Annotated in this window: 10 protein-coding genes and 2 pseudogenes; 8 read left to right on the top strand and 4 right to left on the bottom strand. The window is 59.2% G+C overall.

Features of this window, described 5'->3' with window-relative positions; all coding sequences use genetic code 11:
* Positions 1–12 precede the first annotated feature (12 nt).
* Entirely contained in the window at positions 13–1,149 is a 1,137-nt protein-coding gene (ruvB, locus tag NW816_RS05415) for a Holliday junction branch migration DNA helicase RuvB (protein ID WP_414408498.1), read from the bottom strand.
* 138 nt (positions 1,150–1,287) lie between these two features.
* Positions 1,288–2,352 (bottom strand): photosystem II q(b) protein, encoded by a 1,065-nt coding sequence (gene psbA, locus NW816_RS05410; RefSeq protein ID WP_414351839.1) that lies wholly within the window; start codon positions 2,350–2,352, stop codon positions 1,288–1,290.
* Positions 2,353–2,457: 105 nt separating this feature from the next.
* Between psbA and tsaB the strand changes: the two genes are divergently transcribed.
* The 5 genes from tsaB (at position 2,458) to NW816_RS05385 (ending at position 8,219) form a co-directional block, all read left to right on the top strand.
* A complete protein-coding gene (gene tsaB, locus NW816_RS05405; RefSeq protein WP_414408497.1) occupies positions 2,458–3,135 on the top strand; it encodes a tRNA (adenosine(37)-N6)-threonylcarbamoyltransferase complex dimerization subunit type 1 TsaB in 678 nt (225 codons plus the stop codon).
* A gap of 66 nt (positions 3,136–3,201) precedes the next feature.
* A complete protein-coding gene (gene efp / locus NW816_RS05400) occupies positions 3,202–3,759 on the top strand; it encodes an elongation factor P (protein WP_414335241.1) in 558 nt (185 codons plus the stop codon).
* 70 nt (positions 3,760–3,829) lie between these two features.
* Positions 3,830–4,303 (top strand): acetyl-CoA carboxylase biotin carboxyl carrier protein, encoded by a 474-nt coding sequence (accB, locus tag NW816_RS05395; RefSeq protein ID WP_414408559.1) that lies wholly within the window; start codon positions 3,830–3,832, stop codon positions 4,301–4,303.
* A gap of 469 nt (positions 4,304–4,772) precedes the next feature.
* Complete coding sequence (locus NW816_RS05390; protein WP_414408496.1) at positions 4,773–7,136, top strand: hypothetical protein; 2,364 nt, start codon at positions 4,773–4,775, stop codon at positions 7,134–7,136.
* A gap of 3 nt (positions 7,137–7,139) precedes the next feature.
* Positions 7,140–8,219 (top strand): DNA polymerase III subunit delta', encoded by a 1,080-nt coding sequence (locus NW816_RS05385; protein WP_414408495.1) that lies wholly within the window; start codon positions 7,140–7,142, stop codon positions 8,217–8,219.
* On the opposite strand, the gene NW816_RS05380 is transcribed toward NW816_RS05385, so the two are convergent.
* Positions 8,203–9,507, bottom strand: coding sequence for an ATP phosphoribosyltransferase regulatory subunit (locus NW816_RS05380; protein ID WP_414408494.1), 1,305 nt, complete (start codon positions 9,505–9,507; stop codon positions 8,203–8,205). The genes NW816_RS05385 and NW816_RS05380 overlap by 17 nt on opposite strands.
* 441 nt (positions 9,508–9,948) lie before the next feature.
* A complete protein-coding gene (locus NW816_RS05375) occupies positions 9,949–11,010 on the bottom strand; it encodes an isochorismatase (RefSeq protein ID WP_414408493.1) in 1,062 nt (353 codons plus the stop codon).
* 318 nt (positions 11,011–11,328) lie between these two features.
* Between NW816_RS05375 and NW816_RS05370 the strand changes: the two genes are divergently transcribed.
* From NW816_RS05370 to NW816_RS05360, 3 genes and pseudogenes are all read left to right on the top strand, one after another.
* A complete protein-coding gene (locus tag NW816_RS05370; protein WP_414357891.1) occupies positions 11,329–12,711 on the top strand; it encodes a nicotinate phosphoribosyltransferase in 1,383 nt (460 codons plus the stop codon).
* Positions 12,712–12,784: 73 nt separating this feature from the next.
* Positions 12,785–13,327, top strand: a pseudogene (locus NW816_RS05365) (IS607 family transposase); the annotation flags it as partial.
* A pseudogene (locus NW816_RS05360) lies at positions 13,215–13,948 on the top strand (helix-turn-helix domain-containing protein); the annotation flags it as partial. The pseudogenes NW816_RS05365 and NW816_RS05360, both read left to right, overlap by 113 nt.
* Positions 13,949–14,108 lie beyond the last annotated feature (160 nt).

Here is a 14,108-nt window from a genome sequence, read left to right as displayed (position 1 = left end):
GGGAAAGACAAATTAGCTCCACAAAGGCAGAGGAGACTGGGCTTCATAGCCCAGATGCCGTAGCGCAGCAGGGGTAACCACTCGACCCCGGGGCGTGCGCTGCAGGTAGCCGATCTGCAGCAGATAAGGCTCATACACTTCTTCAATGGTTTGGGGATCCTCACCCGTCACCGCGGCCATCGTCTCCAAGCCCACTGGCCCTCCACCGAACTGCTCCACCAGCACCGTCAGCAGCTTGCGATCGATCCAATCCAAACCCATGGGATCCACCTGGAACAGCTCCAGAGCGGCTGCTGCCACTTCTTGGCTAATGTGGCCATCCCCTCGCACCTGGGCGTAATCTCGCACCCGCTTGAACAGGCGGTTGGCAATGCGGGGTGTGCCCCGAGAACGGCGGGCGATCTCTGCAGCCCCTTCTGGATCGGTGGAGACATTCAAGAGGCGAGCCGTGCGCAGCACGATCTGCACCAGCTCGTGAGGCTCGTAAAAGCGCAGCCGTTGCACATGGCCAAAGCGATCCCGAAGCGGAGAAGTGAGGGCACCAATGCGGGTTGTGGCCCCAATGAGGGTAAAGCGTTCCAAGGGCAGAGAGGTGATGCGGGCAGAGCGACCTTTGCCAATGGTGATATCAAGACGAAAATCCTCCATCGCCGGATAGAGCAATTCTTCTGTAACCTTGGGCAGGCGGTGGATCTCGTCAATAAACAACACATCCCCCCGCTTCAAGCGCACCAAATACCCGGCAATGTCGCGGGGGCTCTCCAAAGCCGGCGCGGTGGTCATGTAGAACTGGGATCCCATTTCTGCCGCCAGCACTGCCGCCACCGTGGTTTTGCCTAAGCCGGGCGGGCCGTAGAACAGCAGGTGATCCAAGGGCTCTTGGCGAGCGCGGGCCGCTGCAATGGCAATGGAAAGCACTTCCTTAAGTTCCGTCTGGCCGATGTATTCCGCCAGAGTGCGCGGGCGAAGCGATTCTTCCTGGGCTTCACCGAGGTGGGCTTGCGGCTGCAACAGGGCAGAGGGATCCGCTTCCCTTTCCCCGGCAAGGCTCAACTCCTCGCTTTCTTTTCTCCAGGCTGAAGACTTTTGCTGCCGCCGCTTGGGGCTCTCAGCGTTCTGGCCTGCATCTCGAGAAGAAATAATTGCCATGTTCCTAAGTCACAGAGGCAATGGCCCCAATTTAACCCCAGAAAAGCTCCAGGCAAGATTGCTGCAGAAAAAAAGAAAAAGACCCCCCGGCATTGGCCAGGGGATCGGCTGCTTTTGTCAAGCCGTCAGGTCAGACCATCAGCCACGCACCGCAGGCGCCACTTCCACCGCCGCCAAGTCCAGCGGGAAATTGTGCGCATTCCGCTCGTGCATCACTTCCATCCCCAGGTTGGCACGGTTCAACACGTCTGCCCAGGTCCCCACCACTCGACCGTTACTGTCCACAATCGATTGGTTGAAGTTGAACCCGTTCAGGTTGAACGCCATAATGCTGATCCCCAGCGCCGTAAACCAGATCCCCACCACCGGCCACGCCGCCAGGAAAAAGTGCAGGCTCCGGCTGTTGTTGAACGACGCATACTGGAAAATCAACCGGCCAAAATACCCGTGCGCCGCCACAATGTTGTAGGTCTCTTCCTCTTGCCCAAACTTGTACCCCAGGTTCTGGGACTCCTCTTCCGAGGTCTCCCGAATCAGGGTGGAGGTCACCAGCGACCCGTGCATGGCGCTAAACAACGCCCCACCAAACACGCCGGCCACCCCCAACTGGTGGAACGGGTGCATCAGGATGTTGTGCTCCGCTTGAAACACCAGCATGAAGTTGAAGGTGCCCGAAATCCCCAAGGGCATCCCGTCCGAAAACGACCCCTGCCCAATCGGGTAAATCAAAAACACTGCTGTGGCCGCTGCCACCGGCGCCGAGTAGGCCACCGCAATCCAGGGACGCATCCCCAGCCGGTAGCTCAGCTCCCACTCCCGGCCCATGTAGCAGAACACCCCAATCAAAAAGTGCAGCACAATCAGTTGGTAGGGGCCGCCGTTGTACAGCCACTCATCCAGTGAGGCGGCTTCCCAAATCGGGTAAAAGTGCAGGCCAATGGCTGCTGAAGAGGGCACCACAGCCCCAGAAATGATGTTGTTCCCGTACAGCAAAGAACCAGAAACAGGCTCGCGAATCCCGTCGATGTCCACCGGCGGAGCCCCAATGAAGGCGATGATAAAGCAGGTGGTGGCAGTCAGCAGGGTGGGAATCATCAGCACCCCAAACCAGCCAATGTAAAGGCGGTTATCGGTGGAGGTGACCCACTCGCAGAACTGCTCCCACACGTTGCTGGTTGAGCGACGTTGGATAACAGTAGTCATGAGAACAAACTTCCCTGAGGAAGTGCGAAGATTGACACCCTAACCTTAAAACATCCGTTAAGTTTCGTCAACCACCCAATACAACCCGAAAGAGGGAGAAAGATCGTGTCCGCCCCTCGGTGGATGTTAGGGATCCACACCACCACACCCGTTTTGGGCCTGGCCCTGCTGCCGTTGGAGCCGGGGCTGGGAGAACCCCGCAGCCAGAGCTGGTGGCTGGATCGGGAGATGGCAGCGCAGTTGCACCCCTGCTTGAGAGACTTCTTGGCCCGTCAGGCTTGGTCACAGGTAGCCGGGATCGCTGTGGCTTTGGGGCCGGGCAGCTTTACGGGCAGCCGTTTGGGGGTGAGTGTAGCCCGCCTGCTGGGCCAGCAACTGCGCATCCCCGTGTTCGGCTACTCGGCTTTGGCCGTCCTAGCCCGCCATGTGTGGATCTGGCAGGGATCCCCGGCACAGCCCTTGACGGTGGCGGTGCAGATGGACGCCAAACGAGAAGAGTGGTATGGCGGCGTGTATCGGGTGACAGAAGAGGGTGTCGCTGCAGAAGTGGCCGATCGGCTCTGGGAGGAAGAGGCTTGGCAGGCAACTCTCCGACAGTGGCCGCAAGCTCTATCCGTGAATGCCGCCGATTTTGTGGATCCTGCACCTGTGGTGGCGTTGGCAGAATTGGCCCGCGCCGATTTTCGGGCTGGGTTGCGCCCTCAGTGGCAGGAGGTGTTGCCCCTTTACGGTCGCCAGCCCCCGATCGATCTCCGAGGACTGAATCCGACTCCGTCTCCCTAGCGCGAACGGAGTGTCCCATCGTCACGGTAAGATTGGGAAGTCTAAGCAACGGATCCCTCTGCTGACATGATCTCAAGCAACGATTTGCGCCCTGGCGTCTCTGTGGAAATTGACGGAGCTCCCTATAAAGTGATCGAGTTCCTGCATGTGAAGCCCGGCAAGGGAGCAGCCTTTGTGCGCACCAAGCTCAAAAACATGCAGACTGGCAACGTTGTGGAGAAGACTTTCCGCGCCGGTGAAACCCTGCCCGCAGCCACCATCGAAAAAGTCGAGATGCAGTATCTCTACGCGGAAGGGGACAACTTGGTGTTTATGGACATGGAGACCTATGAGCAGGCTCCAATTACCGCCGCCCAAATTGGCTCCGCCGTGAAATATCTGAAAGAAAACATGCAAGTGTCAATCCTGCGCTGGAATGGGCAGGTGATCGATGTGGAATTGCCCAACACGGTCGTTCTAGAAGTGGTGGAAACAGATCCAGGGGTGAAGGGAGATACCGCAACCGGGGGAACCAAGCCGGCCAAGCTGGAGACCGGTGCCGAGATCCAGGTGCCTTTGTTCATCAAGGTGGGGGAACGGATTCGGGTCGATACCCGCACCGACACCTATCTGGGCCGGGAGTAAGTTCTCCTTCTCCTTATCCGGTTATGGATTTCCGTTGTGGACAGGTGATGCATCAGGAGTGAACTTTCCCTTGGATGTCGTCAATTGGCAGGAAATTCGGCTTCTTCTGGCCGCTCTGCAAGAGAGCGATGTTACCGAGCTAACTCTGGAGTTCAAAGATTTTCGCCTCACCTTGCGCAAAGGGATCCCGGCTGAGCTCTCCTCCACCCCCGCCAGTCCGGTTATTGTCTCCTCTGCGCCTCCTCCTGCTCCTGTAGAAGCGCCCCCTCCTCCCACTGCTCCCAAATCCACCCCCAGCCATTGGATAGACGTGACGGCGCCGATGGTGGGCACCTTCTACAGTGCCCCGGCTCCAGGTGAACCTGACTTTGTGCGGGTCGGCCAACGGGTGAACAAGGGCCAAACCCTGTGCATCATCGAAGCCATGAAGCTGATGAACGAAATCGAGGCTGAAACGGCAGGTGTGGTGACCGAGATTTTGGTGAGCAATGGGCAATCGGTGGAGTTTGGGCAGGTGTTGATGCGGTTGGATCCCACGGGTTAGTGGGCAAGGGAGAAGCCGGATTTTGGCGACCCAATTTCCTTTGCCTTGCCGGTGCAGCGCTCCCGAGAGGGGCCAGGTGAGCTTGACTTCTCTCTCAAGCAGGAAGAAAGTGAGTTGGCTTTAGAGCCAACATTGATGTCTGTCAGTTATGTCCACAATTATGGCCATTCCGATTATGGCCTATGGCCATTCCGATTATGGCCATTTCAATTCATCAATTCAAATCATCAATTCAAACTAGGACACTGCGCCCACGCCTAAAACGTCGGTCGCGTTGTCGCGTCAGCGTTGCGGAGCCATAATGCCCCCGGCCAAAGGCTTTTCTCAACAGCCCAGGCATCTCACCCTAACCTGAAACGACCACAATGCCAATACGGCAATGTGGCGTTGTCATCTCTTTATGCTCTATCCTGAGGGGCGATAAGCTAAAGTACAGCAACAACACAGTCCTAAACTGGGAACTTTATTGATGCCTCCGCGCTCCTCTTCCTCCCAGAGTGGATCTACCCCATTCCCCTTTCTGGAGGGGCGGGGTGCTGCTGCCGACGGGGCTGAGTCGAGCTTACCGCTGGGACAGCGTTTGCTGCGGGCGGGTCTGATCTCCCAATCCCAGTTGGCTCAGGCTCTGCGAGAGCAACAGCAAAACCACCTCAAGTTGGGAGAAGTGTGTCTCGAGCGCGGCTGGCTCACTCTGGCTGATCTCTACCGCTTCCTGCCCAGCCAGTCCCTTTCTCTAGGAGAGATTTTGGTGGCGCTGGGCCATTTGGATTTCGAGCAATTGCGGGTTGCTCTGGCTCAACAGCGTCGCTATGGGCGGAAATTGGGGGAAATCCTCACCTGGAAAGGTTGGGTACAGCCTGCCATTTTGGATCGCGCCTTGGATGTCCAGGTGCAACTGCAGCGGATGGCTTCCCCCAATGCGTGGGAGGCGCTGCAGCCTTTTTTGGCCAGGGATCCCAAACCCGAGGTTCAGCTTACCCCCCAAAGAGCGGCAACTCCTGGCCGAGAAGCTCTGGCCCAGGATTTGGCTGTACCCGAAGAGGCCAAGATCCCTTGCGAGGGAACAATTCAGCCATCGAGTCTCGAATCCGCAGTTGGGGGAGATTCCATCCCTGGAACATTAGCCGCGGCAGCCTCGGATCCCTTTGCCGATGAGCCTCAACCGGCCACCTTGGCTGACTACCGCAAGCAAGTGGAAGCCTTGCGGCTACAAATCGAGCTCCAGGAACAGGAATGGGATCGGATCCTGGCCAGCATGAACCAGCAGATTGCCGATTTTCAAAGCCAGTATCAGCAGCGCATTCAAAAACTGGAAGCCACCATTCGTCTCCAGCAGGCGGAGCTCCAGCACCAGGCTACGCTGCAGCAGGATTTGCGGGTTTGGCGGGAACAACTGCAACGTCTAGAAACGGAGCTGGCTCTTGCCCGCGCTGCTGAGCAAAGGGCGCAGCGGCAGTTGCAAACCCAGCGAGATTGCTATCAGTCGGAACTGGAGCAGTTGCAAGAGCAAATCCAGATTCTGCAGAAACGCCAGTTGGACTCGGTGCCCAGCAGCGTTGTGGCTGACCTACGCGCCCAATTGGAGGCAGCGCTTCATCAAATCCAGCAGCTCCGATCGGAGCGGGATCAGTTGCAGGCCCAACTTGCCCAGCAAGCTGCAGAGTCAGAGGCTGCCCCATCCCGGCATCTGGATTCCTTCTGGCCAGAGCAGGTTGCCGCTTTAGAGCAACAGATTTTGGAGCTGAGGGCCTCTTTGCAGATGTGGCAAGAGCGCTACGCCCAGCTACAGCAAGAGCACGAGGCCCAAATGGCGCGGCTTTCCGGCTATGTTCCCCCAGAGCAGGTGGAAAGCTTACAGGCGCAGCTACAACAACTGCAAGCGGAAATAGCACAGCTGATGGCAGCCAACCGTGACTACGAAGCGCACCTTGCTCAACTGGAGGAGCAACTGCAGCAGAGCCAAGCCCTGATCCACCAGCTCAGGGCAGAACGGGCCGAGGCCGACCAGCGCATTGTCCAACTGGAGGGATCCCTGCAAGCCCGCCAAGAAGCCTTGGAGCAAGCTCAACAACAACTGAAAACGATGGGATCCCGCCTCAGCGCCCTTCAACAGCAGCAGGCCAACTTGACGGTGGAACTGCGAGATGCGCGAGAGCTGCTAGCGGCCTACCGACAGAGCTTGGAGACTTTACAGGAGAACCTCAAGATTGAGCAGAATCGCAACCGTCTGCTGCAGGTGAGTTACGAACAGCAAAAGCTGATCGCCGAAGCAGCCCAAGCCCAGTTGAGAGCAGCCAACTTCTCTGGTTCAACCGCCAAAGATGAGCCAGCACGTTCGCGTGAGCGAAACACAGTCCTTACGAGGAGACTGGAGGAACCTGCGACCGATGCCGGGGAGCTTCCCGCCAATCCTGAGGACACGCCGACGGATCCTTTGCTGGCGGAACTCACCCCCTGGGCCAGGCATCTGTTCCAAAACTTGCAGGCAGCGGGCTTGCTGGATCGGCCCCAGATCCAAGACATCCTCAGCCGCTGGCAACAGTCGGGGGGCAAGCTGACCGCGGTCATTGGCGAGTGTACCGGCCTGAAGGCAACCACGATCAAGTTCTTTGCGGATGGGGGGTATTCTGCCCGTTTGTCGGGGTGCCGCACGGTGGGAGAGTTCCTCAAGGCTGCCGACTTGTTGGCTGCTGAAGTGCTGGAGTCCTTGCCGCCGATGGATGAATCTTCGCCCCACTGGGGGGATCCCTTGGTGGAGCGGGGGTTATTGCGACCGGAGACGCTGCAGTATTTTCGCAAACATTTCCTGCCAGCTTCTGCCAGCGGATGCTGAGATATGCCAGAACTCCGTCCGAGCGCCGAGACCGTCAAGCGGATGAAGGTCTTGCCTCCACAGCACATTGTCGGGCAGGAGATGGCGGCACGACTGCTTGTGGCGGCCCTGGAGAAGGGGCGGGTGACTTCCAGCTACTGCTTCTTGGGCCCCCAAGGGGTGGGGCGGAAGCTGATGGCCCGTTGGTTTGCCCAGGCCCTCTTGTGCGAATCCAGCTCCGGGATCCCTTGCGGCAAGTGCTCCCACTGCCGTTGGCTGCTGGCGGGCAACCATCCCAATCTCCACTGGGTCAGCCCCACCTACCTGCACCAAGGCCGCCTAATTGCGGCAGACTCCCCGGAGGCGCAAACCTTGCAACGGCGCTCGCCGCCCCAAATTCGCCTGGAGCAGGTGCAGGGGGTATCCCGCTTCTGTGCCCGCAAGCCGATTCGAGCCCAGCGAAAGGGCTCCGCCCCGCTAAAGGACTCCGTCCCGCTTACGCGATCGGGAGCGGTGGTGGTGCTGGAGGGAGCCGAAACCTTGGCGGAAAGCGCTGCCAATGCTTTGTTGAAAACCCTGGAGGAGCCAGGCCCAGCCCATATTATACTCATCGCCCCCCAGGCGGCCTCGCTGTTGCCGACGCTGTTGTCCCGCTGCCAGATGGTGCCTTTTCGCCGCCTCAGCCCAGAAGAGGTCGACCGGGTGTTGAGCGGGCTGGGTTGCCCAGATCTGGCAGGGATCCCTCGATCCGAGCTGATTGCCTTGGCCCAGGGCAGCCCCGGCTTGGCACTGCTGGCCCACCAGCACCTACGGCAGATCCCGCCGTCGCTCCTTGAGGAACTCAAACGTTGGCCCTGGCACTCTTCTCTCCAGCAGGCGTTGGAATTGGGCAGGGCGGTGGCCGGTTTGGAGCTGCCGACCCAACTGTGGCTGATCGATTATTTGCAGCAGCATTTCTGGGCGCAGGGATCCCGTCAGCCGTTTGCGCCAGGGGTGCAGAGCGCCATCCGGCAGTTGGAACGCATTCGCCAACACCTGTTGCAACTGGTGCAGCCCCGTCTCTGTTGGGAGGTCAACCTTGCCAGCATTAGCCCGGGTGGGTGATGTGGTAGCTGCCGTCGGCTTGTACCCAGGCGATCTCCGGGATCCGACATTGGCGGGCATAGGCTTCGATCTCTTCAGGGGCCCGATCCAGCAATTCCAGCTCCACCGCCTCCGATTCTCGCCAGCGGGCGGCCAAGGCCAGCGCCGCCGGGATCCCTGCCGGCACCAGGGGCACCACCAACCGTTTGCAGCCCATCTCCTCGGTTTGGGGATCGGGGGGCAAGAGCCGCAGCAGCGTATCCGGCAGAAGGGTAAAGCCAATCCCCGGCTGCGAGGATTCCGTGCCGCCGCCAGCGCGACTGGCCTGCTGAGGGCTGTAGAGGGCGTACAGCCGGTCGTAGCGCCCCCCCAGAGCAATGACCTCCCCGCTCGCCACCGCCTGAAAAACGATACCGGTGTAGTAGGCCAGGGTTTGCAACAAGCTCAGATCCAGCACCACCCGCACCCCATGTTCCTCCAGCACCTGGCAGAGCTGCCGCAGATCCCGCAGCCGCTCAGGCGGCACAGGCAACTGAGCCAGGTCAGAAAGAACTGAGCCGGGCTGGCCCCGCAGCCCCAGAATCTGCAAGCCAATCTGGCGGGCGGCTTCCGGCAGAGGGGCCGATTCCAGGTAAACGTAGTCGAGCTGGGCAATGGCACGGCGCACTGCCGCTTGAGCCGTGGGGGCAACGGCGCTGAGCAAACTCTCGGTGAGGCTGACATCTCCCAGCAGCAGCGTCCAGGCGGCCTCCGTCCCGTTTACACAAGAAGAGATGCCGATCGAGCGAATGCAATCGGCCAGCAGCAGCAGAATCTCGGCATCTGCCAGCCATCCCCCTGCCCCGATCAGCTCCACTCCGGACTGAAAAAACTCCTGGCTACTGTAGGATCCCTCCTCCCGGCGGCTGTTGCGAAAAACGCTGCCGTGGTAGTAGAGCCGCAACGGCAAGGGCCCACCGGCCAGACGGGTGGCTGCCGCCCGCACAATGGAAGCGGTCAACTCGGGGCGCAGCCCCAGCATCGTCCCTTCGCCATCCCGCAATTGCAGCACCGACTCGGCACGGATGGATCCCCCCGCCAGCAGCGTTTCCAGCCGCTCCAGGGTGGGAGTGATGATGCGCTGGTAGCCGTAGCGTCGGAAAACCTGGGTAAGCTGAGCCTCCAGCTTCTCCCGCCGTTGTACCTCCCGCGGCAGGAGATCCCGGGCACCGCTGGGGGGGCGCAGGCTGCTGGAGACGGTAGAACTGGCTTCAGGGCGCTCCGCACCGCTGACGCGAGAGTGCTCCGCACCGCTAACGCGATTGTACACAGGGCAACTCCGACAGGCTGTCCTGCCGCATCCTACCACTTGGAAGGGAGATCGACCGGGATCTTTGGGCTTCCCTCTAGTCCTCGATTTACCGGGCTATCGGTTAGCTTGCAGCACAATGCTCAACCTCGCTGACGAACCTTCCGACAGACGTTGTTGGTCTGGGCGATAGCAGCTTGACGTGGATTGGCCAAACCGGTGAGCTGGCTGGCACATTTTTTGTAGGCATTTCGCCTAGGCTAAAGTTTGCTCCACCTTCAGCCTGTGTGCTCTTTCAGAGCGAGGAGCAACTACCTGCAGCTTGCGGGGAAGTCGCGCCTGTGGAGATCCCTTTGGCGGGGTGGTAGAGGTGAGCTCTACCACTGGCCATGGGTCGTGGAAGCAAAAAGAAAGCATCAACCTGCGCGAAAGTCCGCTTTTGCTCGGTGTTGTATAAGTCTTTCAGAGCGGAAACTCAGGCCACTCCCGGATGGGATCCGTGGAGCGTACTCGGTGCATTCCTGCTTCCGCAAAGCGGGCGAAAGCGGCCTCCGCCTGTTCGCTGAAATCCACAACGCCGGGGATCACCACCGCCGAGGTGCAGTCCTCCAGAAGATAAACTTTCTTGGCCAAGCTGGGATCCGTGGCTTGGATTTCCTGCAGCAGGTCACTCACCGTCCAGGCCACGCAATGGCTTTTGGCTTGGCCAGCCACGATCAGCGCATCAAACTGCAGCAGGTGGCGGATAAGAGGCTCATTTTTCTCGTCGATGGGATCCCCTTCCGGCCCGGTCAAGACCTCCGGGCTGAGTACGGAATAATTCTCCGTCAAGGGGTTGGCTCCCTTGAGCTGCAGGCTGGGCTGGCTAAGGCGGGCCATGCCGTGAAAGAAAATCGCCTCCTCCACCGCCGGCACCAAGGCATGGCCGATCCCCCCCAGCATGGAGTGGTAGGGCCAGACGATGAGGGGATATTTCCCCCCCTGCTCCAATTGCTCGGCGTAATGCAGAGCGTAGACCTGCAACCGGGTTAGATCCCCTTGGGTCAGGCTGGCGGCTACAGCCGGGTTCACCCGCCACCGCCCGCAGCGGATATCGGCTGCCGAAATGGCCGTGGCCGGCTCAGGATGGGATCCCTGTGCGTCCACCCAAAAGACGGGGTGGAAGATCTGCATGGCCGTGTGGGTGTCGAGGGTGGCAACAATCTGGGTGATGCAGGCCAAATTGCGGTAGATGAACTGACAAAGCCGGCGATTATCTTCCACCGCTCCCAACCCGCTGGAACCGGCCACAAACAGCTCAAAGCCGGGAATGCAAAAGGTGTTCTGCACATCAATGAGCAACAAGCCCACCCGCACCTGATCGGCCTCCGCCGGCGGGATCCCTTGCTCCTTGGCCCAGCGCTCGGCTTCTGCTGCCCGCTGTTGGTAGGGCACGCGCCAAATCTCCCCCACCCGCTCCGGATCAAAGTGGGGGGGAAGGCCCGCTGGAGCCGCAACCGTTAGCTCCTGTAGAGTGGCATTCATGGCGTTCTCCCGGTGGGGGCTGGATTGACCAGGCTTGCACAAGCTTGATCTAAGGTTAAAGGAAGTCGGGCTGGTACTTATGGTTGGTTTCACTATAAGTTGGGGAAGAGGTTTTGTCCAGATGGCCGCCTGTGTTCTCGGCTAAGTTTGGATTTGGCGTCTTGTTGAGACCGATTTTTCGAGCTTTTCGGGGGTTGCGGTGCTTCTGGTGGATCCCGGACAGGCAGGCTTACTTATGGTAAGTTTCACTATAACCTTGGCGACAGCTCTCTGCTCGATCCCATCGCTCCCCATCGGCTTCTGCCTTGAGGTTTTTTCATGTTGAGCCCTGATTTCTCGTCGTTGCAGCCCCAAGACTATGGCTTGCTAACCGATCTGTACCAGTTCACCATGGCCGCTTGCTATGTGGGGGAAGGGCTAGAGGCTCAGCCCGCTGCCTTTGAGCTGTTCGTGCGGCGGCTGCCCACCGACTATGGCTATCTGATTGCCATGGGGCTCACCCAGGCGGTGGAATACCTGCAGCAGCTCAGCTTCGCCCCCGAGGCTTTGCGAGCACTGCGGGAAACGGGCATTTTCGCCGATGCGCCGGAGCGCTTTTGGGATCTGCTGGCCCGCTGCCGGTTTGAGGGGGATATGTGGGCGGTGCCGGAAGGAACGGCCATTTTCGCCAACCAGCCCCTATTGCGGGTGGAAGCCCCCCTCTGGCAAGCCCAACTGGTGGAGACCTATCTGCTGTCCACCTTTAACTACCAGACCCTGATTGCCACCAAGGCGGCCCGTATGCGCGATGCAGCAGGGGATGAGGCCATCTTGCTGGAGTTCGGCACCCGGCGAGCTTTTGGGCCCCAGGCGGGGCTATGGGCAGCCCGGGCGGCTCTGGCGGCAGGGTTCAATGCCACCTCCAATGTTTTGGCAGCCCTGAAATTGGGGCGCAAGCCGGCAGGAACCATGGCCCATTCCCTGGTGATGGCCATTGCCGCTCTTTCGGGAGATGAGACCCGCGCTTTTCAGTCCTTTCGGCGCTACTTTCCCCAGGCTGCGCTGCTGATCGATACCTACGACCCCATCCAAGGGGCGCGCACGGCAGCCCAGCTTTTTGCAGCCGGAAGCCCGGATCAACTGGGATCCCGCGGGGAAATCGGCGGGGTGCGCATCGACTCAGGAGATTTGGAAGATCTCTCTCGCCGGGTGAAACAGATTTTGCCTCAAGGAGCCCCGGTGTTCGTCAGTGGGGATTTGGATGAATACGAGATCGAGCGCCTGCATCGCTCCCAGGCCCCCATCAGCGGCTATGGAGTGGGCACCCGCCTGGTGACCGGAGAAGGCGTGAACGGGGTGTACAAATTGGTGGAAATCAACGGGATCCCGGTGGCCAAAGCTTCCTTTGCCAAAGCCACCCTTCCCGGTCGCAAGCAGATCTTTCGCGGCCCCGAGGGAGACTTGCTGGGCCATGCCGACGAGCCCCCGCCCCCCGGCTACGAACCGCTGTTGCGCAAAGTCATGGAAAAAGGGCTGCTGCTGGATCCCTTGCCGGATTTGGAAGCCATTGCCCGCACCAGCCGCGCTTCTGTGCTGCGCCTGCCTCAGGGGGTGCGACAACTGCGCCAGCCGGATCCCTGGCCCATGGCCCTGACTGCAACTTTGCAGCGGTTGAAAGACCACACCCTCGGTCAGGACTGTGCCTCGGCGGGCACTGCCTGAGGAGCGGATTCTAATCCAAGCAACATTGAACCATGCTGAACATAGTATTCAGCATGGCGCGATATGTAACTCCCAAAGAAGTTGCTCGTCGGCAGTACGAACACCTTCAGGACGAGCAAGGCGATATGACCTCGATAGCTACATCAAGTTACCCGGAAAGCAGAAGCACATTGTTCTCTACGCCAGAGTTATCAGCCGAGCGCAAAAACCCGACTTGGAGCGACAGATTGCTCGATTGGTTAGCCTCCATTCTGGAGCCGAAGGGGTCGGAGACATTGGCGGCGGTCTCCACTTCCAAAGACCACGGTTCCTTGCCCTACTGGAACGAATCGGTGCAGGAGATGTCGGCACACTTGTGGTCGCCCATAAAGACCGCCTCTGCCGCTTTGGATTTGAGCTTGTTGCCTGGTACTGCCGTCAACACGGGTTCGAGAAAGAGCTCCGCTCCGCTGACGCAAACGTGGTTCTCGATCACCGAGACCACTCTCCCCAACAAGAATGGGTTGAGGATATTCTTGCCATTTTGCACGGCTTCAGTCGTCGGCTCAGCGGACTCAGGAAGTACCGAACTGCAATCCAGGAAGATCAGGATTTATCCCGAACCCGCTCTGGCTAAGGTGTGGAAGCATTGGCAAGCAGCGTGTCGGTATTGCTACAACCAAGCGATTGCCCATCAGCGCCAGCACGGTGCCCCCAAAGCGGCCAGAAAGCTGCGGGACATCATCCTGCACTCCGACCTGCCCCGGTGGGTGAAGGAGGCTCCCTGCCACATCAAGCAGAACGCGGTCATCGAGGCAAGGACGCGAAGTTTCGCAGTGTGCGGGACAGGTCGCATACGCTGCAATTCAACGTCGGCAACTTTCGCAATGGGACGTGGTATCCGAAACTCACCCGAGGCTTGGCGTTTCGTGCATCCGAGGAGATGCCCAGAGAATGGGCACATGGAACTGAGCTGATGCGGGTGAAAGACAGGTGGTATGCCATCTTCCCTGAACCTGTGAACGAGCAGTGCTCGTTGGCAACGGGAATCATAGCGCTTGACCCTGGGGTGAGAACTTTCCTCACCGGGTTTGATGGGGAAGGTTTTGTGGATATCGCCAAAGGCGACTTTGGCCGGATAACACGGCTGTGCCACTACCTGGATGAGTTGCAATCGAGGCTGAGCCAAGCACCGAGGCAAAAGCGTAGGCGAATGCGGCAAGCAGCGTTTCGCTTGCGTCAAAAAATCAGGAACTTAGGTCGTGTTGATCTTATGTTAAGATAGAGAGAATAATTTATGGTGGAAAGAGGATGAAGTTGGTTTTTTAGATGAAAACAAACGGCAGAAGATATTGGCTTTTTTACAGACAGAAGAGAGAGTTAACATTGGGAAAGAAGCAAACTGTAAACAGTTTATT

Origin of the sequence: Synechococcus sp. W55.1, assembly GCF_047461655.1 — a bacterium.
Taxonomy (GTDB): domain Bacteria; phylum Cyanobacteriota; class Cyanobacteriia; order Thermostichales; family Thermostichaceae; genus Thermostichus.
This window is presented reverse-complemented; position numbering and strand designations above follow the sequence as displayed.